This window comes from Sporosarcina luteola, from assembly GCF_023715245.1.
In the GTDB taxonomy this organism is placed as follows: Bacteria; Bacillota; Bacilli; order Bacillales_A; family Planococcaceae; genus Sporosarcina; species Sporosarcina luteola_C.
On sequence record NZ_JAMBNV010000004.1, the window covers coordinates 49,650 to 75,953 of the forward strand.

General features: G+C 45.0%; 25 protein-coding genes and 1 riboswitch. Of the genes, 6 read left to right on the forward strand and 19 right to left on the reverse strand.

Annotation, left to right across the window (positions count from 1 at the left end):
* Positions 1-27: 27 nt before the first annotated feature.
* Positions 28-1,245, reverse strand: coding sequence for a carboxylate--amine ligase (locus M3152_RS15475; RefSeq protein ID WP_251696454.1), 1,218 nt, complete (start codon positions 1,243-1,245; stop codon positions 28-30).
* An 80-nt stretch (positions 1,246-1,325) separates the two neighbouring features.
* Positions 1,326-2,021, reverse strand: a complete 696-nt coding sequence (locus M3152_RS15480; protein ID WP_251696456.1) for an RluA family pseudouridine synthase — start codon at positions 2,019-2,021, stop codon at positions 1,326-1,328.
* 133 nt (positions 2,022-2,154) lie between these two features.
* On the opposite strand from M3152_RS15480, the gene M3152_RS15485 reads away from it, so the two are divergent.
* The gene (locus tag M3152_RS15485; protein WP_251696458.1) at positions 2,155-2,331 is read left to right on the forward strand and encodes a hypothetical protein; all 177 of its coding nucleotides are present in this window, start codon (positions 2,155-2,157) and stop codon (positions 2,329-2,331) included.
* Between the two features lie 58 nt (positions 2,332-2,389).
* Here M3152_RS15485 and M3152_RS15490 read toward each other — a convergent pair whose 3' ends face one another.
* A complete protein-coding gene (locus tag M3152_RS15490) occupies positions 2,390-3,223 on the reverse strand; it encodes a glycerophosphodiester phosphodiesterase (RefSeq protein ID WP_251696460.1) in 834 nt (277 codons plus the stop codon).
* Positions 3,224-3,549: 326 nt separating this feature from the next.
* Here M3152_RS15490 and M3152_RS15495 point away from each other — a divergent pair, with 326 nt between their 5' ends.
* Complete coding sequence (locus M3152_RS15495; RefSeq protein WP_251696462.1) at positions 3,550-4,305, forward strand: arylamine N-acetyltransferase family protein; 756 nt, start codon at positions 3,550-3,552, stop codon at positions 4,303-4,305.
* 62 nt (positions 4,306-4,367) lie between these two features.
* On the opposite strand, the gene M3152_RS15500 is transcribed toward M3152_RS15495, so the two are convergent.
* Positions 4,368-5,225 (reverse strand): STAS domain-containing protein, encoded by an 858-nt coding sequence (locus M3152_RS15500; RefSeq protein ID WP_435371953.1) that lies wholly within the window; start codon positions 5,223-5,225, stop codon positions 4,368-4,370.
* A 93-nt stretch (positions 5,226-5,318) separates the two neighbouring features.
* Positions 5,319-6,092 carry a 3D domain-containing protein gene (locus tag M3152_RS18030; protein WP_285847256.1) on the reverse strand — a complete coding sequence of 258 codons (774 nt, stop codon included), beginning with the start codon at positions 6,090-6,092 and terminating at the stop codon, positions 5,319-5,321.
* 212 nt (positions 6,093-6,304) lie between these two features.
* Here M3152_RS18030 and M3152_RS18170 point away from each other — a divergent pair, with 212 nt between their 5' ends.
* The 3 genes from M3152_RS18170 (at position 6,305) to M3152_RS15515 (ending at position 11,715) form a co-directional block, all read left to right on the forward strand.
* A complete protein-coding gene (locus M3152_RS18170) occupies positions 6,305-6,421 on the forward strand; it encodes a hypothetical protein (protein WP_262177173.1) in 117 nt (38 codons plus the stop codon).
* A gap of 95 nt (positions 6,422-6,516) precedes the next feature.
* On the forward strand, positions 6,517-6,723 hold the full coding sequence (locus M3152_RS15510; RefSeq protein ID WP_251696465.1) for a hypothetical protein: 207 nt from the start codon (positions 6,517-6,519) through the stop codon (positions 6,721-6,723).
* Between the two features lie 516 nt (positions 6,724-7,239).
* Positions 7,240-11,715 (forward strand): S8 family peptidase, encoded by a 4,476-nt coding sequence (locus M3152_RS15515; protein ID WP_251696480.1) that lies wholly within the window; start codon positions 7,240-7,242, stop codon positions 11,713-11,715.
* A 213-nt stretch (positions 11,716-11,928) separates the two neighbouring features.
* Here the strand turns inward: M3152_RS15515 and M3152_RS15520 are convergent, their stop codons facing one another.
* From M3152_RS15520 to M3152_RS15585, 14 genes are all read right to left on the reverse strand, one after another.
* Positions 11,929-12,531 (reverse strand): response regulator transcription factor, encoded by a 603-nt coding sequence (locus tag M3152_RS15520; protein WP_251696482.1) that lies wholly within the window; start codon positions 12,529-12,531, stop codon positions 11,929-11,931.
* The gene (locus M3152_RS15525) at positions 12,528-13,646 is read right to left on the reverse strand and encodes a sensor histidine kinase (protein WP_251696484.1); all 1,119 of its coding nucleotides are present in this window, start codon (positions 13,644-13,646) and stop codon (positions 12,528-12,530) included. The genes M3152_RS15520 and M3152_RS15525 overlap by 4 nt, the downstream gene beginning before the upstream one ends.
* Before the next feature lie 2 nt (positions 13,647-13,648).
* Positions 13,649-14,386 carry an ABC transporter permease gene (locus M3152_RS15530; RefSeq protein ID WP_251696485.1) on the reverse strand — a complete coding sequence of 246 codons (738 nt, stop codon included), beginning with the start codon at positions 14,384-14,386 and terminating at the stop codon, positions 13,649-13,651.
* A complete protein-coding gene (locus M3152_RS15535) occupies positions 14,387-15,286 on the reverse strand; it encodes an ABC transporter ATP-binding protein (protein ID WP_251696487.1) in 900 nt (299 codons plus the stop codon). It abuts the gene before it with no gap.
* A 167-nt stretch (positions 15,287-15,453) separates the two neighbouring features.
* Positions 15,454-16,218 (reverse strand): TerC family protein, encoded by a 765-nt coding sequence (locus tag M3152_RS15540; protein WP_251696489.1) that lies wholly within the window; start codon positions 16,216-16,218, stop codon positions 15,454-15,456.
* A 131-nt stretch (positions 16,219-16,349) separates the two neighbouring features.
* Positions 16,350-17,429, reverse strand: a complete 1,080-nt coding sequence (gene rsgA / locus M3152_RS15545) for a ribosome small subunit-dependent GTPase A (RefSeq protein WP_251696654.1) — start codon at positions 17,427-17,429, stop codon at positions 16,350-16,352.
* Between the two features lie 404 nt (positions 17,430-17,833).
* Positions 17,834-18,427, reverse strand: a complete 594-nt coding sequence (locus M3152_RS15550) for a VanZ family protein (RefSeq protein ID WP_251696491.1) — start codon at positions 18,425-18,427, stop codon at positions 17,834-17,836.
* Between the two features lie 259 nt (positions 18,428-18,686).
* The gene (locus M3152_RS15555) at positions 18,687-19,760 is read right to left on the reverse strand and encodes a metallophosphoesterase (protein ID WP_251696493.1); all 1,074 of its coding nucleotides are present in this window, start codon (positions 19,758-19,760) and stop codon (positions 18,687-18,689) included.
* Positions 19,761-19,876: 116 nt separating this feature from the next.
* Entirely contained in the window at positions 19,877-20,632 is a 756-nt protein-coding gene (locus tag M3152_RS15560; RefSeq protein ID WP_251696495.1) for an energy-coupling factor transporter transmembrane component T family protein, read from the reverse strand.
* A complete protein-coding gene (locus M3152_RS15565; protein ID WP_251696497.1) occupies positions 20,613-21,983 on the reverse strand; it encodes an ABC transporter ATP-binding protein in 1,371 nt (456 codons plus the stop codon). Before M3152_RS15565 ends, M3152_RS15560 begins: the two co-directional genes overlap by 20 nt.
* Positions 21,976-22,557, reverse strand: coding sequence for an ECF transporter S component (locus M3152_RS15570; protein WP_251696499.1), 582 nt, complete (start codon positions 22,555-22,557; stop codon positions 21,976-21,978). Before M3152_RS15570 ends, M3152_RS15565 begins: the two co-directional genes overlap by 8 nt.
* Before the next feature lies 1 nt (position 22,558).
* Complete coding sequence (locus M3152_RS15575) at positions 22,559-23,140, reverse strand: Ykof family thiamine-binding protein (protein ID WP_251696501.1); 582 nt, start codon at positions 23,138-23,140, stop codon at positions 22,559-22,561.
* 78 nt (positions 23,141-23,218) lie between these two features.
* A riboswitch (TPP riboswitch) is annotated at positions 23,219-23,325 on the reverse strand.
* A 267-nt stretch (positions 23,326-23,592) separates the two neighbouring features.
* Positions 23,593-24,075: an NUDIX hydrolase gene (locus M3152_RS15580; protein WP_251696503.1), complete on the reverse strand. Its 483-nt coding sequence runs from the start codon at positions 24,073-24,075 to the stop codon at positions 23,593-23,595.
* A 115-nt stretch (positions 24,076-24,190) separates the two neighbouring features.
* Complete coding sequence (locus M3152_RS15585) at positions 24,191-25,186, reverse strand: YecA family protein (protein WP_251696505.1); 996 nt, start codon at positions 25,184-25,186, stop codon at positions 24,191-24,193.
* Between the two features lie 259 nt (positions 25,187-25,445).
* Here M3152_RS15585 and M3152_RS15590 point away from each other — a divergent pair, with 259 nt between their 5' ends.
* The gene (locus M3152_RS15590) at positions 25,446-26,237 is read left to right on the forward strand and encodes a DUF2935 domain-containing protein (protein ID WP_251696507.1); all 792 of its coding nucleotides are present in this window, start codon (positions 25,446-25,448) and stop codon (positions 26,235-26,237) included.
* The last annotated feature ends 67 nt before the right edge of the window (positions 26,238-26,304 follow it).

Sequence of the window (26,304 nt, forward strand, 5' to 3'; positions counted from 1 at the left end):
CGATGCGCTAAACGCAACGGGGAGATTTCATGACCATCTATTATTTCTATACTTCCTGTAGTAATTGATTTGTCTCATAAAAAGATAAAGTTTCCTCTTGAAGCTTTTGTCTCTCTTGTAAAACAACGGATTGGCATATTTGCCTGCTCTTATCAGCTGATTAATTTCTTTACGTACTTTGGCATTGTCAACAAATTTCCTCAGGACGATTTTCGGAACGACAGTGAATAGGAACTTTTCGTCCAATAGCGTCAATGGCTTTTCGACACTATAAATGAGGTCATCGACAAAATTCTTCGCCAGGTTATGCCCACATGAAGTGATGTAATAACTTGAACGTCCTTGTCGGATATTCACTTCGAACACTTTGAACTTTTTGTCGCGATGATCGTATTTCAAATCGAAGTTCGCGTAGCCGACGTAGTCCAGCGCCTCTAAGAACCCTTTAAGTTTCAGCATCATCTCTTCATTATACCGGGTGATGACCGCTGTATAATTGCCGATCGCTGTCACGGTATGCTCCTGCAAAACGACTTGTCCGAACGTGATCAGCTCGGATTTGCCTTTGCTGTTAATGTAGAAAACGGAATCCCACATATATGTATCGTCGCCCGGGATGAAGTCCTGGATGATCAAGTCGTCACGATAACCACTGTTCTTAATTGTCTTGATGACTTGTTGGATTTCTTCATAAGAATCGACTTTATACACTTTCTGCATGCCTTCAAAAGGGTGCTTGTAATATTGCACGCCGTTGCTTGGTTTGATGATAACAGGGAACATGACTTCTTCATCGAAACTGTCGTCTGTTTCACATGAATGGAAATATGTAGCTGGTGTATCAATTCCATGCTCTGCGCAAAGCTGGTAGAAATTTTTCTTAACAAGCAGATTATTCATTAATTCTTCGTCAATATAATTGAATACGAAATCCCGCTTGAGCGCTTCACGGCTCTCGATAATCATGCGGACATATAAATCATTTGTTCCGATGAGCAGCATCTTTTTCCCTTGCGTCTTATATTTTGCTGCAACTTGTTTTAAGAAGCGAACGAACTCGTCCTTTTCCCCCAAGTTCGGATTAAGCTCGATTGCCCCGGGGATCGTACTTAAACTTGTGAAAGATAAAGGCTCCTTCCCGACGAGGATCGGATTGATTCCGTAGGCCTCGTGAAAAGATATTGCCATATTGTATGCATTGATATCAGTCCCTACAATGATCGGGATAAACGGATGGTTTGTCATAGTTTCCTCCAACATGTTTTCTCTATCTAAGTGTAGGGGTACTGAATTTCGATGTCAATCAACCGGGGGCAAACTTCCTTTTATTTCATCAATGATACAGCGCCGACCTGTTTCCAAATATGCCAAGGATGCTCGGCTGGCGGATTGGAAGTGAAGGTAAGTATCTCTTTCGTCGTCGGATGCGGGAAAGAAAGGGTATGTGCCCATAAAGCAATCTGCTGACCAGGCCGATTCACATGCTGACCGTATTTCTGATCTCCGTACAGCGGGGCGCCTGATGCTGCCATTTGTACCCGGATCTGATGTGACCTTCCTGTATGGAGCCGGATTGCGAGCAGACTCATGCCATCCTTCCTGTCAATTGTTTCATAATGGAGGATGGCTTTCTTTGCGCCCGGGTGGGATGCGTCAACAGCATGGACCTTGTTTTTCTTCGTGTCCTTCCATAGATAATGCTCCAATTGGCCCGCATCACTTAAGCTGCCCCTGACAACAGCCAAGTACTCCCTCTCCATTTCCCTTTTCCGCAGTACGTCGGAAAGTCGGGACGCGGCCTTTGACGTTTTTGCGAATACAAGGACGCCGCCTACCGGACGGTCCAACCGATGCACAAGACCTAAATAGACATTCCCCGGCTTCTGATGCCGCTCCTTCAAATCCGCTTTCAATAATGTTAAAAGATCATCATCTCCGCTGTCATCACCCTGAACGGGCAAATTGACCGGTTTCTCTACAACAAGCAAATGATTATCTTCATATAAAATGCTAATGATCAACTTTCACGGTTCCTCTCAATAGTATTGATGGATAAATTTCAGTATAGAACGATTTACTCTTCATTTCAGATTGTCTCCATTCCGTCCATCATACTATAGTTCTCCCATCATTTCCGCTAAAAGTGGGAATTGAATGGTGGGAATAAAAAACAACAAAAGCGTAGGGCGCTCGCTAACTGCTCGTAACGCTACGCTTTTACTCGCAAAAGCTGTTCTTCGTGACAGCTCTAGCTGCGACAGGCATAAGGCGGATCTGCGAAACGGCGTCTTTTGCCGTGTAGCTGAGCCGACTTATGACCCGAGCGGCTAGCGCCCGGAGTCTAGACGAAAAAAAGCCGAAAATCGCTTTTCGGCTTTTTCTCATCCATCTATTCCTGTACCAAGTAGATCGGTTCTTCTGTCGGCCATTTTGAAAAGTCCGAGATGATGCCGTCAACGCCGAATCTTTGTGCTTTCGACACTAACCTTTTATCTTTTTTCGACCAGACGAGAACTTTACTATCTCGTTCATGAATATTATCCACCATTTTTTTGCTTAAGAAGGACACGTTGAAATTGATATACGATGCGAATGACGTCAATTCATCTAGCTTCTTCGCAGATAATAACGATTCGGAAGGATGGACCAAGATTGCCACGTCAACCTCCGGCAATAAAGTATGTATTTTCTTCATGGAATCGACATCGAATGATTGGATGATGATTGAACTAATATCATTGTAATCCGTCAATAGTGAAACGACCTTTTCTTCTATCCCCGGATAGGACTGCGGATTTTTCAGTTCGATCAATAATCCAACCTGGTCATAGAATTCTTCCATCAATTCGTTGAGCGTTATAATCGGTTCGCCTTGGAACTCAACACCAAATGCCCCTCCTGCATCCAATGCTTTCAACTCATCCAATGTCATATCCTTAATGTAGCCGCTTCCATTTGTTGTACGGTCGATTTTATCATCATGCATGATAATGAGCTCTCCATCCTTGGAAAGATGGACATCGCATTCCAAGTAATCCGCACGGAGTTCGACTGCCTTATGGAACGCGGAGCGGGTATTTTCCGGGGCAAAACCGGATGCGCCCCTATGAGCAATACTAAGCAAGTTAGGATTATGAACCCTTTTTGTCTGGTCGTTAAAGCCGACTAGGAGGAATAGGCATGCACTTATAATCGCGATGCAAACAACATTATGTCTTCTCATCTGAAATCCCCCGCATTCTCTCATCGGATATATACTGACTACCATCTTAATATCCGAATTATCTTTCTATTACAATATCATAAATCATTAGTCTTGAATACCCTTATATTCGTAATAAGCTGAAAGTATTACATCTTTTTCGCAAATTGTTGTTTTACTATTGTATGCGCTTACAAATTACAACAATAGTAGTAATGGTTGGTTGAGATAAATTTACCTTTGATCATGAATGGCCACTGCGGACATTAGTCCTTGCAGTGACCTTTTATTGAGTCGCCCATTTCTTAAAATGGTATACTATTTTTACTTGTTAGGAGGCCGATAGAATGGAAATTGAAAAATACCTCGACCGGTTCAATGCATCACATGACAACAAACCTTCCCTGCAGCAGTTGTCTGAACTGCAACGTCTGCATATGACCAAAATTCCATTTGAAAATCTCGATGTCATCCGCAGAGTACCGATCTATTTAAATTTGAACACGATTTACGATAAAATCGTACTTCGGAATCGTGGTGGCTATTGTTATGAATTGAACGGTCTATTTCATTGGCTTTTGAGACAGCTAGAATACAACGCTTCCCTTATCGCCGCCACTGTATTCCGGCCGAATGGACAGTGGGCGAAGCCGGAAACGCATGCCGCCATTATCGTCCAATTGGATGAACCTTATCTCGTCGACGTCGGATTTGGGGATTCCACTATCCTTCCAATCCCATTGAACGGGGACCCGCAAACAGATGTCAGCGGAACTTATGCGGTACAGCAATCCAGTAAGGGTATTTTTGATTTGATTAGAACACGGAATGGAGAGTCCCGACCACTGTACCGATTTTCCACAATCGAAAAGCAGCTTCACGATTTCCATGAAGGATGTGTGTTCAATCAAGTTTCACCCGAATCAACCTTCACCCATGTTGACATCGTCACAGTAGCGACCGCTGCAGGCAGAACAACAGTAAAGGACCTTGAATTGACAGTATCCGAGTATGGCGTGATACGCTCCAAGACAATTACTGAAGATGCTAAGGGAGCAATTCTAATGGATCTATTCGGAATTGACATTCAAAATTACAGATAAAAAATGGAGTGTCCAGATTGACGGTGAAAACCGAAGTTCTGAACACTCCATATTTACGTTTATTATATTTCAAAATCCTTAAAATTCTTTTTAAGCGCCAGCTGCAATGAACCAAACGTACGGATCTTTGAAAAATCCAGGCCCAATTGGACGGAGGTTTGAGCAATTTCCGGTCGGATACCCGTCATAGTCGACTCAATCCCAAGCAAATCAAGTACCTGCATCAATTGATAAATATGATTCGCAACCATCGTATCGATTATGGAAACACCAGACAAATCAATAAAGAGATGACTGACGTCAAGCTCCACACACCTAGTCGGAACATAGTCACTAATCGATTGTACTCTTGTCGTATCAACGTCCCCGATTATCGGCAGTACCCCGATTGTCGAATTAAGCTTGATAATCGGTGCATTCAACTCTTCAATCAGGCTTTGTTGAGCGAATAGTCTTGAATTTATCAGCTCATCATATCTTGTCGTGAACTCCACTATGATTTCATCGAACGCTTTATGTATAACGATTCCCCAATTCAGAATATCAGAACGAAGGACATGATCCCCTTCCCGATCGACAAACTTTTCAATGAAATTCCAGAATGTTTTCCTTAACTTACTTAATGCATCAAGGACTTCATAGATCGGCGTCCTGCTGCTAACCCGACTTTCCGCAACAAGCTTCGCCCAACTTTTTTTATTATTTTCAAATGCCTCCTGGTCTTCCAACAAACTGCTTGCTATTGTCAAATTCGTTTGCCTGTTTTGCTCGCGCAGCATCTGCTCTGACCAATCACCGGCATCCTTCGAATAAATTGAGCCATCCTTTTCTTCACGTTCCAACAACCACGCATCTGTAATGGCATCTATACTTTCAAGCAAGTAATCGTAAAGCTCCTGATTCATGCCTTTCAATTCCATCCCTCCAACCGACGATCAATTAGTTAATTAATAGTGTAACAAAAAAAATACGTACTGGGAATATATAGTGAACAATTCCCAATACGTATCTAGTTAATTAATGATTTTTATCTTCACCTTTTTAACGCCCCACTGCATCGCACTATCATAGGAAGGGATGAAAACATCAATCTTATGACCTTTGATTGCGCTGCCAACATCTCCGGCAATCGCCTCCCCATAGCCTTCCACCCAAACTTTCGTTCCTAGTGGAATAATCGACGGATCTACCGCTATGACTTTCTTATCTGGATTGGAGCGTAAATCGATCCCATACGCTGTCGTCCCAGAACAACCGGGGCAATAGGCGGTATATGCAGTTGCAGTTACAACCATTTCAGTCCCTGAACTTGCCGGTGGGCTCGAAATGGATTCGTTGAATGCCGGTTTTTTTTGTGCGTTTTCTGGGATAGAATCCCGAGTGACCGATGCAACCTTGACAGTAGTTTCTAATGCAGCGACTTCATTTCCAGGATTTTCTCCACTAATTGTCAAAACATCACCCGGGTGGATTACTTCTCCGGTTAAATTATTTAAACTCATTAACTCATCCAATGCCATATCGTAAGTTAAGGCGATTCGATATAGATTATCCCCTTCCGCGACCGTGTATGTTACAGGTTCTTCCTTCAATAACTCTAACGGCGGGTAAAATAACGGAAACGCATCTTTCCAGATTTCCGCAAAAGGAATATCATTAAGATTCGGTCTCACTTCTTGGGAAAGATTTGTGATGTCCTCTCCGTTTTCTGTCTGGCTAAATATAGCCGCTTCGGTCACGACACTGAATGAGAGTGTTATAATTGCGGTCAACATAATCATTTTCATCTTACTCAAGTAATATTGCTCCTCTCTTCTTAACAATTTCCCCAGTTCTATCCAAATACTTTCAAAATCAAACATATTTCTTTTAAAAGTTTCGAATATGACAAACAAGAAGTTGATTAACATAGTGAAACTGTCATAGGAAATAGCGGATTTTGTTTACTTATTTGCAGAAGAGGGCAAATTAAAGAAAACGTTAGTAAGGAGCGAATTTCATGAAATTAGGAAGAGTAATCAAGACAGCTATTAAATGGGCTCCGGTTGTATATCCGATTGTCCGCAAACTTATATCAAATAAAGAAAAGACGACTGCCCCATTACGGAGGCGCTGAATCGAGCATAGTTGTCCACTGTGAATGATCGGGTACGAATAGATTCACCGTCATTGCCAATCCTATAAGGAAACAGATATAGGGAGGCAATAGCTATGGCTGATGAGAAGCTGCCCGCAGACAGTGAAAAGCGAGAAACGATCCACTTTCGCTATTTAGCGCATCCTGAAGGGATTCCCTCTTCGGATCGCGTAAGTTTGTTCGATATGCATGAAGACATGCAGACAGTGGATACGATCAACTTGGATGATATGAAAGAGGATTTGCGAAAAGAAAGAATTCACAAAAATCCTCGACGTTGAATGAAAGAAGCCGGCAAATTTGCCGGCTTCTTTTTTACGGACGACTACTTGGGAAAATTTTTCGGATCGATGTTCCTAATTGGTAGCATCATTTTCAATATTAGATTATGCCCATATTTCATTGTTTTATAAATAAGTAATAGCTCATTTCATTTCAATTATAGGTCTTCTACATTATTTTCTTTTTCCCTCCGCTTCCCCTCCCCATTAAACAACTTCATCATTACACTCACAAACCCTTTTCCTAAAGCATTAACGCTAACTATTTGACTTTTCATAAACAATAGTAAACCATGATAAATTCCCCAATTCTAATGGGATCAAGTTAGTTACTTATCATTATTTATTAACTAATCAGATGATTTAGTATTTATTTTAAATTTAATAATTGTATAATATTACTAGACAGCCAGATACGGAGATTCCGACACCAAAGATCCTTAACGATTGAGAAAGGGGGCGAATGGTGTTTTTTTGATGGTTCGGAGAAGGGACGGTCGAAACTAAAAAGGAGGAATGGAATTGAGGAAGCGTAGACGGATGAGATACTTCAGCATTGCAGCAACGATCCTGATGGTGTTTTCATTAATGACCCCTGCACTGGCGGCAAGCACGGGAATGAACAAACAGTTGCATCACTCGTTGCGAGATTCGAATGAGATAGCCAAAGAGAAAGTCAGCAATCGATTGCTCGAAAGCTTTAAAGATGAGAGCATGGTCACTTTTCTAATTAAATTCAAGGATCAAGCCGACACGGAGCAAGTGGCGGCTACAGCAAGGAAACAGGCAAGCCAGGCAAACCTTTCCGGAAAGCAATCAGTAATGCTGACTAGATCGGCTGTCGTCTCCGAGTTACGATTAACTTCCCTAGAATCGCAGCAAAACGTCATGCAGTATCTTGAACAGCAAGTGAAAGCCGGCAAAGCAAAAGACATCACATCCTACTATATCGTCAATGGAATGGCGGTAACGGCGACAAAGGAAATCGCACAAGCAGTTGGGACATTCGCAGAAGTGGAAAAGGTTCTGCCGAATGAAACGCGCCAACTACAAACTACAGTAGTTGAAAACTCTGAAGCCCCCAAATCGCAACTGGCGAATGTCGAGTGGAATGTTGAGCGTGTCAATGCGCCACAAGCTTGGGACATGGGGATTGATGGGTCGGGTACAGTCGTTGCAAGCATCGATACAGGCGCGCAATGGGATCACCCAGCCTTGAAACAGAAATACCGGGGGTATAACCCGGGAACCGGCGATGTGAACCATGACTACAACTGGTTCGATGCTACGGCTGGAAGGACAACCCCTTATGATGATCATGGACACGGTACACATGTAACCGGCACGATGGTCGGAAGCGAACCGAGCGGGAATAACCAAATTGGAGTCGCTCCTGGCGCTAAGTGGATTGCAGTGAAGGCATTCACTGCTAGCGGGGGAACGGACCGCGATTTATTGGCAGCCGCACAATGGATTCTTGCACCAACTGATGCAAACGGGAATGCGCGGGTTGACCTGGCTCCAGACGTTGTCAATAATTCTTGGGGTGGCGGCGCAGGACTTGATGAATGGTACCGGGATGTCGTCAGGAACTGGCGCGCCGCGGAAATCTTCCCTGAATTTTCCGCAGGCAACACGACACTAACGAACCCCGGAGGTCCAGGATCGGTTGCCGCCCCTGCGAACTATCCGGAATCCTTTGCAACAGGCGCAACAGACATCAATAATAAAGTGGCAAGTTTCTCTCTTCGAGGACCTTCCCCTTACAATCAAATAAAACCTGATATTTCCGCACCGGGTGTCAACATCCGCTCTTCTGTTCCTGGAAGCGGCTATGAAGGCGGCTGGAATGGCACATCAATGGCTGGCCCTGCTGTTTCAGGCGTTGCTGCGTTACTCCGGCAAGTGAACGCCACAATTTCAGTCGAGGAAATGGAACAAGTGCTGTTGGCTACAGCGACTCCGTTGACGGATAATGTATACCCGACTACCCCGAACCATGGGTATGGGCACGGTCTAGTCGATGCGTATGCGGCTGTTTCATCCATCGCAAGCGGGCTCGGAAAGCTTGAAGGTCAGGTGACGAAGCAAGGCGATGATAACGAACCGCCTACATTCGAGCACTCAGCGCCAACGGAAACGTATGCGGGAATGGACTTGGATCTACGCATTAACGTGACGGATAATATAAGCATTTCTTCCGTGACACTGCAATATGTAAATGCGGACGGACAATGGAGTTCAATGAAAGCTGAGAGAAAATCCGGAGACTACCTATCGGGTGAATTCGGTGTTACAATTTCGGGCGACGTCATTTCCGGAAATGCATTCACTTACAAATGGGTCATTACTGATTTTGGCAACAATGAAGTATCGAGCGAAGAATTTACAGTCCTCGTCAAACCGGGAATCACAGTCGGCTACTTCGAGAACTTTGAACAGTCGCCAGTAGGATGGACTTCGTTCGGGAATAAAAACAGCTGGGAATGGGGTAAACCGACTTCTGGTCCTGGAAATGCGGCCTCAGGAGAGAAAGTATACGCCACGAATTTAGCCGGAATGTATGAGAGCAGCATGAATGCCACGCTTGTCATGCCGCCGGTTGATCTTCCAGAAGGCGCATCCTATTTGCAGTTTAAGCAATGGCATAATTTTGAGCAGTCCTCTTCCGGAAGAGCTTGGGATTATGGACATGTGTTCATTTCCACGGATATGGAGAATTGGACGCAATTGCTTATGATCCAAGGAGCTTCAAATGCTTGGATTAATGCAGAAGTGGACCTGTCCGCATATAGCGGCCAACGTGTCTATATCGGATTCAATGCGTTCTCCGATGGAAGCGTAGTTAGAGAGGGCTGGTATATTGACGATGTCGCTTTAAGCGATCAATCACAAACTGGTACAATCTCGCTTACTCCTAAAAACAAATTGTTTGAAAACAATGTTCAAACTAGCCCTCAAGCTTTAAAACCTGGAAAAGGCAAAAATCCAGATCTTATTATTGAAAAAGGGAAAGAAGCACTTGAAACACCTGTCGATCCTAAGACGATTAAGCCCGTAATGCCGAAAGAAGAACCGGCACCTCCTGTTGAAGACGGTAAAGCTGCGCCTGTCCTTCTGCCATTAGGTGCACAAGTGAATATTCTCGAAACGGATCGATCGGTCTATACGAATCCTGCGGACGGATCGTATACGATGACGCACGGTGCGGGAACTTTCACGGCGAAAGCGGAAGCGTACGGATACCAATCTAAGGCTCAAACCGTAACAATCAATGCAGATGAAACGGCAATCGCAAACTTCACATTAGAAGAAATGCCCCAGGCCACAATAAGTGGAACAGTAACAGACCAATCAACTGGTGAGCCGATTGCAGGAGCGACATTGCTTCTAGTGGAAGATGCGAACATCTCCCCTGTCCAAACCGACGCTGCAGGAAATTTCACAATCACCGCGTATGAAGGCGATTATACGCTGAAAGTGGTGGCACGCGGATATCATGGTCAAGAGGCAACTATTACAATCGGTGGACAAACGTCATTTGATTTCGCGCTTGAACCGTTCTTTACGTATCCTGGCGGTGAAATCGGATACGACGATGGAACTGCTGAAAATGCACGTGCGTTTTACGATGCAGGAAATGGTTGGGGCGTCAAAATGTCTCTTCCTGAAGGCAATGATTCAGGTATTGTCACAGAAGGTGTTTTCCGCTTCTGGGATACTGAATGGCCTGTACCGGGCGGAACTGCATTTGCAGTCGAAGTCTGGGATGCAACTGGTGCTGACGGAGCTCCTGGACAAAAGATTGCTGGACCGATCGACGCACAAGCGAAACGGAATGGCGAATGGACTGTCGTTGATCTGACAGAGCATAATATCGTCGTGAACGGCGACTTCTATATGGTGTATATCCAGTCGCAAGGGAATCCATATGCACCAGGACTTGCAACGGATGAAAACGGAACGAATGCGAAAAGAAGCTACCAGTTCGTCGGCTCTTGGTCACCTGCACCTGCCGCTGAAGGGAACTACATGATCCGGGCACGTGTCAGCTTCGAAGTATTTGAACCGATGATCACTTCACCTGAAACTGGCACCGTTACGAATGATGAAAACATCGTCATTGAAGGTACTGCTACACCGACAACGACAATTTCTTTACAGAACAATGGTGAAGAAGTGGATTCGGTTGTCATCGGAAATGATGGAAAGTTCTCATTCCAAACAGTTCTGACAGAGGGAGATAACGAATTTACCGCCGTGTCTCTATTAGATGCCCGCAAGACAGGTACTTCAAGCCCTGTGACAGTGATACTTGACACGAGGAAACCGGAATTGACGATAACGAACCCGAAGAATGGTGAAACAACGAACCGTGAAACCGTCACGGTGGAAGGTACGGTCACGGACGACCATCTTAAATCGTTGACTGTGAATGGCCAACAAGCCACTGTTTCCGAAAATGGCACTTACTCCAAACGGATCCTATTGGATGATGGTGTAAATACCATTACTGTAATCGCTACAGATGCTGCGGGCAACGAAACGATTCAAACCGTTTCTGTCACCGCAAAATATACGGCACCTGAAATTTCGAATTTGACACCGAATGAGGACGTCCATTTAGTAACCGGAAAGTCCGTTAAATTTGAATTCGACAGCGAACCAGGTTTGAAAGCAACTTACGTCATCCACATGCCGCTTACGAATGTAGGGGGAAGTGATGTGACAAACGCGACTGAATTGCCGATGAGCGAGACATCCCCTGGCCATTACGTCGGCTACTGGACTGTTCCACTGGGCGTCACGGCAGATGGAGCACGCATCGAAGTGAAAGTTGTAGATGGGTTTGGAAATGAAAGAAGGAAGCTTGCAGACGGAAAATTGTTCATCAATGTCGGCCAAGTGAATGGAGTGGACAAGGCTGAAGGAACTGATGACGCGACGGTTGAAGAAAGTGTTGAAGCAGAAGAACAGTTAAGCAATAAGTAAAAAGTGAAGCGGGCTGCGGACTCGACGAATAATCGTCGATAGTTGCAGCCCGTTTTTAGTTATCTATTGAATCCTGTGGTTTATCTATTGAATAACAAAAGATATCTATTGAATATCAAAAATTATCTATTGAACTTTGAAAGTTATCTATCGAATCCTGAAAGTTATCACCATTTCATGACCTATTGCCTATAATGTCAATCCCGAGAAAACTCAAATCCACCCTTTCTCCCGACAGATGGATATTGCCTCCACTTTGTTTTTCGCTTCCACCTTCTGAAGGATTTCAGACATGTAATTCCGCACCGTCCCAGGAGATAAATAAAGTGCAGCTCCGATTTCTTTCGCTGTCATCCCATCCGCAGATAATTTCAACACTTCCCTTTCCCGTTCAGTCAACGGATTGCCATCATTATACGAATTCATGATAAGTTCAGCTGCAAATTCCCTCTTCCCCTGCATGACACTTCGAATAGCAGCCGCCAAATCATCGATTGAGCCATCCTTCAAGAGATAGCCATGCACCTTCGCTTTAATCGCCCGTTCGAAAAAACCCGGCCGTGCAAATGTCGTCAGTATAATCACCTTGCATGAAGAGCCGCTTTCCTTTAATTCATCTGCAACCTCAAGACCGCTTTTCAACGGCATTTCAATATCCAAAATACAAACATCCGGACGTAAATCGCGGGCCAGCCGCAATGCCTGCTCCCCATTTTCGGCTTGGCCGACCACCTCCATATCTTCCTCAAAATCAAGGAGAGTGCCTAAAGCCCCTCTCAAAATTCGCTGATCTTCAGCAATGACAATCCGGATCATAAGGCAATCGCCCCTTCCTTCGTCTTCACGACAATTGGAATCGAAATCGTGATGGCTGTCCCCAACTCGGACTCCACTTCCATTTCCCCTTCTATTAATGAAAGGCGCTCGGACATCCCCTTCAACCCATTGCCCCACGGACGATCTGCAATGCCGGTTCCATTATCATGGATCCGGATGATGAGTCCCGTCGTATCTTTTTTCACAGTGACCGAGCATGCAGACGCCTTGCTATGTTTCACGATATTTGTCGAAGCTTCACGCAAGCACATCCCCGCAATATTTTGCTGAAGCGGTGATAGCTCCGTGGGCATATCCATTGCATTGCATTGGAATTCAATAGTGGCGGCTCCGAGGATTTGCTCCATATGTGCTAGCTCTTCCTCTATCGTACTGACCCGCATATCCGACACAAGCTCTCGGACTTGCTGAAGCGCAGAACGGGAAGTCTGCTCTATCCCCTTAGCCTCCATCTTCACCTTTTCAGGATCACTCGCAACCCTTTGGATGACTTGGCTTTGCAGGGTGATGAGCGATAATGTATGCCCCAATGTATCATGCAGATCACGGGCAATACGCACCCGCTCCTCCTGTTTGATCAACGTCTTTATCTGTTCATTCGCCTCATTCAATTGGTTCTTCAATTCCATTCGTTCATTCATATGCCGGATGCCGTATGGAGAGAGAATGATGACAACCAAAAAAGGCAGGAGGCTAGTGAAGCTTGCAATTCCATGTTGAAACAATATCCAACCGGCACAAACTAAAATGATACTGGCAAATACTATCCATGTGCCTTTGAACTGCTTTTTATCGTTTATCCAACCAATGAAGTTGGAAGTGTAAAAAGCTAAAAAAATGCTGTACGGATCATAAAAAACTACAAAGGCAATCGTGACAGCCACTTGGATCGACAACCATGCATAAAATTCCCTTAAACGGATCGGCTGATAGCACTGCCGGTAGGAGATGAAAAAAAGCAGTAACAGGCCATAGCCGATTACCGCTTTCACGCCTACTTCATTGTTCACTTGATAGAGCGGTATTACGAGATAGACTAAAAATATATGGGGGATGAAGCCAAACCTTTTCGGAAACAACCTAAAGTTTTTCATGCTTACACCGCTTCCTGTTTCCTTCTTATATAGATTGATAATACCATGAATACAAGCAGATAAGCCGTTAAAATCGCAATACTTTTGAATTCAGGGAATTGCCCGCGAATAATGCCCCATGCGCCATTCCCATAATGATATGCCGGCAGCCAAGAGCCAATCAGCTGTATCGTCTTCGGCAGAATTTCCATCGGCATCCACAATCCGCCTGTGATCGCCAAAGCTAAATAAATAATATTGCTGACTCCCGAAGCCGTGTCCACACGTTTCATTGTGCCTACTAGAACGCCTAATGCAAGAAACGGATAGGAACCGACCATTATCCAAGCCGCACTCGATAACCATTCCACAAACGTCATTGACACGCCGTTCAGGATAATCCCTGCTATAAAAATGACGGCAATCGAGAACAGATGGACTGCCGATTGGCCGATCATCTTTGAAATGAAATAGCTTGAACTTGGCAGAGGCGTCACTTTGATCCACGTCGTCCACCCTTCATTCCTCTCCTGCACCATCCGGATACCGAGCGTCATGATTGCGCTTCCCATTACACTAAATATTGCGATGGACATTAGGAAATGCTTGTTCCACAAATCTTGATCATCCATCCCCGTGTTGACGACTTTCGTGAAAATGAAATAAAACAAGATCGGCATTACTAATGACCAAAAGACGAAATACGGATTACGGAAGATCCGGATCATTTCAATTTTGCATTCATTTATCAGCATCTTCATTCACGATACCCCCTGTTCTACGGTCAACTGCTCGAAGGCATCTTCCAGTCTTCCTTTATCGATGGATATATCCGAAACTGCTATTCCTTCAGTGAAGAGAGAGGATAATACGCGATCTGTGTCCTCCGTTTGAATAGCGGTTCTCCCACTTTCCTCGTAAATATCGGATACATGATTCATTGCAAGAAACTTTTCTTTCGGGAATGAACTGTCCGTCTTGAAAGAAATCGTCTTCTTCAGCAGTCGCTGTTTGATTGTTGAAGGACATCCATCCGCAATCAATTTTCCTTCGTTGAATAACAGGATGCGCGTCGCCACATCATCGGCTTCTTGCAAATAATGGGTGGAGAATAATATCGTTTTCCCTTCGCCTGCTAGCTGCCGGACTCTTGCCCAAAAGTCTTTCCGCGCCGTGCTGTCCATCCCGACTGTCGGTTCATCAAAAAATACGAGATCGGGATTTCCTGCCATTGCGAGCGCAAAGTTGACACGTCGCTTTTGTCCGCCTGAAAGCTTCTCCGTCCGCTTGTTCAATTCACTTTCCTGCAAACCGGTCAACCTGATCATCTCTTCCATCGTCAACGAGTTCGGATAATAACTTCTGAACAGAGCAAGCACCTCTTTCACCTTCAGCGCATCCATTAGGCTCACTTGCTGGAGCATTACCCCTATCCTTTCCCGCACCTTTTGACGTTGAGGCGGTTGATTGAAAAGCGAAACCTCACCCGAAGTCGGATGAAGCAATCCGAGCATCATAAGGATCGTTGTGCTCTTTCCCGCCCCATTCGGCCCAAGAATGGCAACTACTTCACCGGATTGAATAGTGAACGAGACGTTCTCCACCGCTTTTTTCCCTTTGAATTCTTTTGATAGATTTTTAATATCGACAACTGTTTCCATATGCTCACACTCCCCTTGTTCATATCATAGATGGGAGGTGGCGTTTTTTTCAGTACGCTCTGTCATGTCTTGAGATGACTTTTGTCATGAAGGAACTATTTTTGTGAATGAAAAAAGGGAGACATCAAGTGATGTTCTCCCGCTCATTTAACTCAAAGCATCCTTCCCTAGTCGCTCCCGGATTTATTGCTAGGAGCAAACCAACCGATCAGTGCAATCGCTACTAATACTCCATAAAAAATCACGGTCCAAACAGTACTGTGAGGGAAATTATGGTCTAAGACACCGATATCCTCATGGGCAAGGGTGATGATCGCTAATTTGACACCAACCCAGGCTACAATTGCATAGGCTGTCGTTTCCAATGCCGGGCGTTTGTCGAGAAGCTTCACAAACCAGGTTGCAGCAAACTTGATGAGGACAAGGCCAGCAACACCGCCAATAACAACGACGATAAATTGCCCTCCATCCATGCCGCCAATATCGCCAAGTGGGGAATCTGGAAGTCCGAGGGCAAGTGCAACTGCAGCCAATATCGAATCGATTGCAAATGCGAGATCGGCTAATGCAATTTTCCCTACCGTTGGCCAAAAACCTTTCCCAGCCGATTCCTTCTCATCGTCCTTGTGAATGTTTTTATTTTCTTTCCCGAAACGTGCCTTGATGACATGCTTTAATCCTAAATATAGAAGATAGGCGGCTCCTATTGCTTGTATCTGCCAGACATTCGCAATAAAAGAAATCGCAAAAAGTGCAGCAAATCTAAAAACGAAGGCCATAATGATTCCGTAATTGATCGCTCTCTTTTTCTCTTCCTCCGGTAAATGTTTCGCAATAACTGCAAGTACGAGCGCATTGTCAGCCGATAATAACGCTTCCAATCCTATTAGAATTAACAGCGTCCAGGCATACTCCAACCAGATTGACTCCATCTACGACTCCCCAATCTTTAAGTAAAGATTTCATCTGTAGAATGTCCCATTAAGCAAATAGTATTCTTTTAGCACTTTAATCAAAAAAAACAGGGGCTAAGGTTTTTCACCTTTGCCCCTGCCACTACAGTTCATTTCTTTTTAGATGGATGCTTCCGCATTCCCTTCGTTATCTTCTTCCATTTGTCCCTTTCGGCCGCTTGTGCTTGGCGGTCCATTTTCCGGTCGAGGAATGCGATTTCTTTCTGGAGTTTAACGTAGTTTCCATAACGTTCAGCCGACAACTCTCCAGTTTCGAGTGCATTACGGATGGCGCAGCCCGGCTCACTTTCATGTCCGCAATCGCCGAATTTGCATGCAGCTGAAAGTTCCTCAATATCCTTGAATCCGGAATCGAGGCTTTCACTTTCATTCCACAATTGGAACTCTCGCATTCCCGGCGTGTCGATGAGCACGCCTCCTGTCGGAATTTTGATGAGCTCACGGTGGGTCGTCGTATGTCGACCTTTTGCGTCATCTTCCCGGATGTCTTGCACCGCCATCTTCCCTTCACCGCAAATCGAATTGACGAGCGATGATTTTCCAACGCCGGAAGAACCTAATAATGCAGCCGTTTTGCCGTTAGTCAACATATCCGTAATCTGATCGATGCCTTCCCCAGTCGTATTGCTCACCGGGAAAACATCCGTGCCGAATGCGATAGCCCTTGCCATCTCTAAATAATGATCGGGGTCGTCGCTAACATCCATTTTCGTCAGGACGACAACCGGCGTCGCACCAGAATCATAGGCAGCAACGAGGTACCGTTCCAATCGTCTTGCATTGAAGTCGTGATTCATCGACATGACGAGGAAAACAATGTCGACATTTACTGCAATAATCTGTTCGGAAATTGTCGACCCCGCCGATTTTCTTGAGAATAACGAAGTCCTTGGTAGGATGGCGTGGATGATGCCGCGCTCTTCCCCGGGCATCCTTTCGACGACTACCCAATCCCCGACTGCCGGATAATCCCTTCGTTCATGGGCCGCATGTTGAAATGCGCCCGAGCAGACGGAGAGCCACTCCCCTTCTGCCGTCATTACCCGGTACATCCGTTTATGTTCAAGCGTTACACGTCCTGGAACGCAATTGTCCGCTTTCACTTCTTCTACTATCGTATCTATATTTTCTTGTTGGAATTGATTCCATCCGTATTCGTGTAAGTTAATCAATGTTTTTCCTCCTATTATGTACTAGACAAAAGCGCAGGGCGCCTGCGGAGTGGTTTACAGTCTAAGTGCGCCGCGTCCTGCGGCAACGACTGCATGACCGGCATCCTGCCGGCCTCAGGCATAAGGCAAAGATGCATTGTGGCGTTCTTTGCCACAAAGCAGCTTTGACTTATGACCCCGAGACTCTGGCGCCCGGAGCTAGACGTCATAGAAAAAAGCATGGTTCCGGGATCGGACACCATGCTTTCACGCGCATAACAGAAGAAACATGCCTATTACGAAGGCATGGCAGGTGAATGTATGGTGCCGATCAATTGTGCAATAGCCTTATTGATTGTAGCCATAAAACATCACCTGCTTTCTGAAAGTTGTATTTATCATAACAAATCGATCATTTTAGGTCAACAGATTTTTTGCGATGCAACTACTTTCCAAATGAGATAGATAAAATATCCTATAACGACGCCGATCGTATTCAAAATAATATCGTCAATATCCGTGCTGCGGCCGATAAAATATTGGGTGCCTTCGATGAAGCAAGTGACACCTAACCCAATAAAGGCAATTTTACCAAACGAGCGCATCCTTCTCCATAGCAACGGTATGAAAAATCCGATCGGAGAAAACACGAACAAATTGCCGAGAAGATTCACGAGCGAAACGCTGCTCCAACCACTCACATACTCATTGGCTTGAAAGTAATTCATGATTGTTCGAAACGGGATCATATTGACGCTTGATAACCGGTCAAATCTGTAAACATCAAAAAAGAACTCGCCCGTATTTCCGTCCAACCCGATACTCCACCTTGGAATAATCGTTTGGGAGGCAAGGCCTACTAAGTAGAGGATGAATACGGCAAGTAGCAGTTCATGTGATTTATTGACGGGATGCTTTCTTATTTTAATGATGATGATTCGGGCAATAATGTATATTGGTATTGCTACAATCATATACCCGAGCATATTAATGACATATGTACTAATTAACCACATAGCTCCTCCTTTTCACTCCGTTTTCTGCTTACAGAGCTTGACGTTTTCGCTCTTGGAGTTGTTCCCCATGGTCCGTGGAAAGTTATCGGTCAATTCCTGGTGGTTATCGGTCATTTCCCTAGTTTTATCGTTCAATCTGGGCGAGTTATCGATCATTTCACGGAAGTTATCGGTCATTTTCACAACTTTATCGTCATTTCGTGACCTTCGACCCATAACAAAAAGCTTCGACGGGCGTCTGCCTTCGAAGCTTTTCGAATTACAGTAAACAATCCTTCGGAATCCACCCTACGTCGCCCCTACTCGACTTCACTAATATATATCCTTCGTGGCGGTCATCTACAATCGAGACAGTATCTCCTTTTTCAACGGACAAAAACGTTGTACTCAAGTCGTTTTTACAGCGGCCCTCATAAATGAACTCATTTTTTATCCATTGTTCAATGCCAAGGTTTGTATTCTCACACAAAGTGAAGAACTCCTCTTCCTTTAGGAGGCGCAATTCATAGTTTGGATAGGTGACCGTTCCGACACGCCCCCTTTCATCCACATGATCCCGTATAATTGTTTTTTCATTCAATCCATCAACGTATGTATAACTGATGTCTTCCCCTTCAATGAGTATAGCGTTCAACTGCCCATCCTCTTTTATTTGATTGCCGCCATCTATGGCAATCACTCTTTTCTCTAAATCGATTAGCGGACAGTTCGAGCTGACTGCATTTGCCCGATAATTGACGACAGGCCAATGCCCTGCGATAACCGTCTTATCCGCCTGATGCCCTTTCTCATAAAATGCCTGGGCATATAAAGCATATTTGCGGCTTGTTTCCTTCCAAACCGGAATATCCTCTATACCTGCGTGAATGATGATGAAATCGTCTGTTTCATAGGCGATGGGAAGTTGGTCCAGCCAGGCAAGCACCTCACCAAAATGACTCCTATAAAATTCGCCAAGTTCCTGGAGCGTCGCAAATTCGTCCAGCGACTTTCCGTGGAGGTCGAGCATTTCATTCAAAATGGAGTGCTTCCGCTGCTCCATATAATTTTTGATGCCTTCCACATGATTGAATACATAATCGTGGACGACATCACAATTTCCTTTTGTAATAAAGACGCGATCAGATTCTACGCTCAGCTTTCTCGCAAATGCCACCGTCGAAAGGCTATCCGGACCTTTTTCGCAAAGATCCCCATTGATGAATAAATAATCTTCCTTCGTATAGTTCACTTTCTCAAGCAATTCTTGAAACAGCGGTAAGTTTGCATGAATATCCGACGTGATAATCACACGTCTATCTTTCTCCAATTTCAATTCCCTTACATCAATCATGACTTCATTTCCCCTTTACCAAACCCGGTTTCTGAATCATCTTTATTCTCTACAAACGACTATACCATATGGAAGTAATCGGCAAAAGGGTCCCACTCCAAATGGGACCCTCAACGCTAATTGATATACAAAACACTTGTACAGCTTAGAACGAGGAGCAGCATGAAGAGGCTAACCATATACCCGTCCACCTTGCCGACACGGACGACTTTGTAAAAGCTGTTCCTTTTCTCACCTGTAAAGCCTCTTGCCTCCATTGCAAATGCGGCCCTTTCCGCTTTCCGGACAGCCCCCGCCAGCATCGGTAGAAGGATTTTCCGCATATGCAACAGTCGGCGGAGTGCATTTTTCTCTTGCATCGCTCCTCGGAGACGATGGGCTTGCTGGATCTGAACAAACTCATCCTTCAAGACAGGTAAAAACTGATACCCAACCAATATGCTATACGCAATTTTTGGAGACAGCTTCATTTGCTGCATAAGACTTAAAATGAATGTTACGGGATTTGTCGTCAATGCGAAAAGCAATGACAAACCCGAGAATGCCAAGACACGAAAACTTAATGACAATGCGTGATTCATCTGGACTTCCGTGATGTTAATCGACCAAATCGATAGAACGACAGGTCCTGACTTGTCTTCCGCAAAAACGAGCGTTGTCCAAAAATAACCGAACGCCATTATCACAAAGGGAATCATGAACAGGATCCATAGCTTCCAATCAATCCTGCTGAATAACAGTTGGATGAGCAGCACGCCGATCCACATGAGCAAGGGCGTCCATGGATTGAAAAAGAACGCCATCGTCAACATGCAAATCGTGACGACAATGAACTTCGCAGCTGGATTCATATTATGCAAAGCAGACTTCATGTTCCACCCACCCCTTTGGCTGAAGCAGATGATGGTCCGCCAGCAGCTCTTCATCACGCCATACTAGAGCAGCATCAAACTTTCCAGTCAAAGCGCCATCTTGCATTAATAAAACCGAATCCGCCACATGAAACGCAAACTCCATATCATGTGTGACGATCAAAAAGGTCGTCCCTTCCCTTGCCCGCTCGTCAATCAACCCGAACAGCTCCACCATGGATGCGGCGTCTTGCCCCGATGTCGGTTCATCCATCAAAATGATTTCCCTGCCATCGCACAGCATTGCAGCGATCGCCACTCGTCTCTTCTGTCCATGGCTCACGGCAAACGGATGGGCCTCTGCAACCGCCGCCAAGTTCAATCGAGTCAGCAATTCTTCTGCAGCAGTCCCGCCGCCGAAAGCAATCTCATCCCGTACCGTTTTCGTAACGAATAAGAATTCCGGTGATTGAGGGACATATCCTAAATGTGAAGGGCGCACAGTTCCACTTGCAGGAATCAAGTTGCATAATGCTTTTAGCAACGTCGATTTGCCGCTCCCATTCGGTCCGGCCAGAATTGTAACTTCGCCCCGGTTCAATGAGAATGAAATGTCTTTTAGAAATAACTCCGTGCAGACGTTTGCCACTTCCAATGACTGACCTTCCTGTTTGCTGCTGATCCTTTTGCTCATTGGATTCACGTCATTTATTCGCTCCAGCTGAATTTCACGATCGAAAAAACCTCCCCATAAATCGAGCCGATGCTCAATCGCCAAGATTGTCAGAGACTGTTCCTGTTGAAGCTTATCCAGCCAATCGATGAACTGCTTTGCGGTATACGGATCCAAATGGGAGATCGGTTCATCGAGCAGTAGGATTTCCGGCTCCATGATCAATGCACATGCTGTCGCAATCCGCTGCTTTTGCCCTCCGGATAGCTGTTGGATGACGGAGTGACGGAACTTGGTCAATCCTGTCAAATCCAATACGTCCTGAATCCGTCCATCCATTTCCTCCCGCGCCACATTCAAGTTTTCAAGCGTGAAGGCAAGCTCCTCTTCGACCGTCATCATGCAGAACTGTGCGTCCGGATCTTGGAAAACGGTCGCAATCCGGTGATTCACTTCACCAGGCGAATAGTTCTGGCTATCTTTATCAAATAATGTAACGGTGCCTTTTACGATACCATCGCAGTTTTCCGGATACAGCCGGTTACATAAATAAAGCAATGTCGTCTTGCCACTCCCGCTCGGCCCCGTAATGACGACTCTCTCCCCACGATTGATTGACATTGAAAGATCTTCAAAAATCCATTCCTCCTCATCGGGATAACGGAAACTAACATTATCGAACCGGATCACTTCATGCACGTGCCTCACCTTTTTTCGCACGCGTAATCGGATAGCCTCGGAGTGATCCCTTAGCGAGCAGTCCATCGACGACCGCCTTGCCCCCAATGCCCGCTATGACCGCGCCGCTGGCAATCCGGATACCGAGCATGAGCAGCACATAACCTGTGCTGAACACCGTGAATCCACCTAGGAAATAACCATAAATGAAGCTGAATACCGAGGCGCCGACACCCGCCAGCATGAGCACCCATATATCAAATCGCCGATAGCGCGTTGCGGCGAAAGCCGCCTCGGCCCCTAGCCCTTGAATAATACCTGCGAGAATCAAACGCGGACCGACCGCATTTCCTAATAGCACCTCGATGGCAGCTGCAATCGTTTCCGAAATGACCGCAGCCCCGGGTTTCCGGATAATGTACATACAAATGATCGACACAATGAACCAAATGCCAAAAATCCATTCATAAGCGATTGGGCCAATGAACCCGGCCCAAATATTCCCTACGTGCAAAAACAACAAATAGACAATCCCAAACACGACAGAAAACAGCGACATGAGGACAACCTCTTTCAACTTCCACGACTTAAGCATTTTACAGTCCTCCGTGCGACGGACTGTTGATGCTCATCGAAATCGTCATGACCAGATGCCTATGCTCTTCAGAACGCGCATTGCTGAAAGCCTCTTCATAAAATGCAAACACATCATGGATATCCCCATGGATGCCGCTCGCATAATGCATCGATTCATTAAAGACACCCTGCTCCTTCGCCCTGTCCACTTCGCGATAAATGATGTCCATATACGACGGATTATTCATCGGATACAGCGCAAATTGAGATGACACATATTGCTTCGTAGCATCTGTATTCGCGATCTTCTCGCTCTTTTCCAAATACGCGTCGCCCGCCGTATCACCTGGGCACCCTGCCGAAAACGTCCCGGACAATGCAATATGCTTTCCGGTTTTCGCGGCATGCAACGCAATCGCCTTCACAACGTTAAAGACATGAATCTGCTTGCCGCGAATGACGGTAGAGACATCGTCTGTATGCATCCAAACATTCGACGTATCTGTTAGTTCAAGCGCTCCTTTAATTACACTTACAAAATCATCTGCCATCGGATATAACGAAAAACGAAATCCGACGATTGGACTTAATCCACACTCCATTTCCTTCGACCTCCCGAAAAATTTTCATAAAAAAAACTACATCCCGGAAGATGTAGCACTTCTCCAATATGAAACAATCGGAAAGCCACTACACTTCCCCACGCAGGTATTATCCTGATCGGGTCGTAAGGGATCGGAGCTCTTGCTCGCATCTCAGCCAATAGTGGGCACCCCTAGTGCAGAATCGGTATGTAGTTGGTTTTTATGTTGCCATTAGTATAGACGAAGAATTTTTACTTGTAAATGAAATCTGGCAAACTCCTACTTTCGTCTATAGTGTAGAGTGCCTTTCTTGCAGATGCGCATAAAATCTTCCATTCACGCATAAAGTCGCGTAATTGCGCATAAACTCGAGGATGCACGCATAAATCCATGAATGCACGCATAAACGCGATTAAAAGCTCATAAATCGCAGTAATCACGCATAACTGCACTAGCATGGAGTTTTCACTCTACATCTTCCTGCTCAATTTCACGTCAAATCCAGGATGTGTGACATATTCTTTATACTCCACATTCCCGTCAAACTTAAAATACTCCTTAATACGGGCTCGGATTGCAGGCTGCGTAATATACGCAAGCACTTCATCCTTGGGAACCCACTTGCAATCTGACGTCTCGTCCGATGTGCATAGCTCCCCGCCGACAGGCTTGCAGGCAAAGTCGAACATTACTTTTGTCGGGACGTCCGTCACTCCGTCATACCATTTATAAATGGCTGAATTTGTATACACGCCAATCAAGTGGCTCACTTCCACATCGATGCCGCTCTCCTCTTTCACTTCCCGGATTACGCCATCCATCAAATTCTCCCCGACTTCAACCTGCCCACCTGGAAATACCCATCCGCCGTGTTCAGTTTTCACGATTAACATGTTGCCTTCCCTGTCTTCAACGAGCCCTCCACAAGCTACAATATGCGTCGGCCATGCCATTTTTCCCATCCCCTTTTCATTTAATGAATAAATTCTACCAATCTTCCGATAATAAAGATAGAGTTGAAAAATCCACCTGATGCTTAAAGAAGCAACAGATGGACAATAGCTCTATTCAATTTGTAACTTTGGCTGTGTAATAAGCCTCGAGGTCTTTAGAGTATTTATTCATGGATGAAGGAGAAACCTCAAACCATTCAGCGATTTCCTTCAATGGCATGGAAATCGGTTCAAAAAATGAATTATCTTGTCCGAAACGAATTGCGCCTGCGGCAATCGCCATTTCCTTCCGTGCATTGGGCTGCTGCTCCACTAAAAAGTCCTCAACTACATCTAGCAGCTCTTTCGGGTCCCGATTGTGCTTTTCCAAAAATTCAATTGCAGATAACAGAACGCCAGCTTCGAAATTGGTGAATTCGCCGCCTTCATACCCATCGTCACCAAGGCATTTCCAGAAATCCAATGCATTTTCTTTCAGGAAAGTTGAAACCGAAAGTGCTTCTTCAGTTGAAAACCTTTTTGCGAATTCCTTAATTGCATTCGTATGGTCCGTTGGGAAAAAGAGTAAGCTTGATACAGCCAAATAGTGATTTTCATCACCCGTACCGTCAGGCAACACGAAGCAGAACAAGTGGACCCCAACAGGTACCGGCTTTTCACTCTCCCGGCGAAGCTTGATTATTTCATCATTGAAAATCATTTGTACCGTTATATATGTATCATCCACTTCGATAACTTCCCCGATGAACGATCGCGGGTTTTGCCATGTCTCAACCACTCGTAATACAGATGGACGCAATAGCTTTTTCTTCTGTTTGTCCAAATACCCTAACCAAATATCAGATCGATGGTTGAAAAAGAACTCATCCATCGCAATCGCCTCAATCATTTCTTCGGGCATGTAAGTGCCTAACGACTGTTTCCATTCATTCGCCAGCTTCAAATATTCAGGGATATCCTTCCGCTCTGGATACTCGTCGTAGAAAGTCTGCAATGCACGTTCCAGTTCATCTTGTTGAACAGTTTCAATGGAAACTGCATTTTTCGACTGACAACATTTCTTATATTTCTTCCCGCTGCCACAAAGACAAGGATCATTACGTCCGATCATTTCAAAACACTTCCTTCATAAAAGTAGAACCTATCCAGTTTACCATTTTTCTGGCGTTTCTGGAACAGTCCCAAATTCATGTTTTTAGCACCTTAATGAATCTATGTACGTTATATAGAACAAGCAGCATCTTTGTAGTACATACACGGATTTGTCATATAGGAGTTGAATGGCGAATACAATCTAATTGGTGACTATGAATAGACGGGAGGAATGTGAGTAATTGATTCAAGGGGTCGGCAAACTGTAAGGAGAATACATGGAATGGAGTGGGGTTTTGGGTTATACGGATAACTATGAAAGGGATGCCTACGGGATTATCGCTTTTTGGTTACGGAACGATTATGACCACGGCCGATTTTTCGACAGGGAAATTAGTCATTACGAAACTGAATTGGCTCGTGCCAACCTAAATAACATTCAGCGGTTAGGTAGAATTTGGCAGAAAGCGGAATCGAAAACAGGCGATCTTGGCACCTTGATTGACGAAGCACAACATGCCACACGGGAATTCCATAGCTTGCTCGCGTATACTATGGATAAATCACTACACTGCGATGTTATAATTTCTACGCCAGTATCACTCCTAGACCATATGGTGCGCGAATCCGAAGAATCTCAACGGGTGTATAAGCTGATGGAAAGCGGAGGCCAAGTATCCCCGGCAGATGCTATCATTCATGAAACCGTCTTTTGGCTGCGACAAATGGCGGATCATCTCGGTTATATACGACATTACTCGGACGTATCGAATTACGAAGTGAACTTTGAAGTGACGAAGATGATGCAAAAATTCGAGCGGCTTTACATGCAAGCGACTGCACTCCGAACAATGATACGCAGACCGCGCAATGAAACGATTCCTATTTTGACGCATTTCAAGGAAATGATCATTCAAGAAGCGAAAAGCCTGGAAGAATTCAAATTGGAACTTGACGCACTCATTAAAAAATGTGCAATTGCTACAACTTCTCCACCTGATTTGCTGGAGCATATCGCGCGGGAAGCACATCATCTGTGGAGGAACTTGGAAGACGAAAGAATAACATAAAATCAGCCTTCTCCAGTAAGAATGTACGCCCGGCATTTGATGATATTTCATCAGATGCCGGGCGATC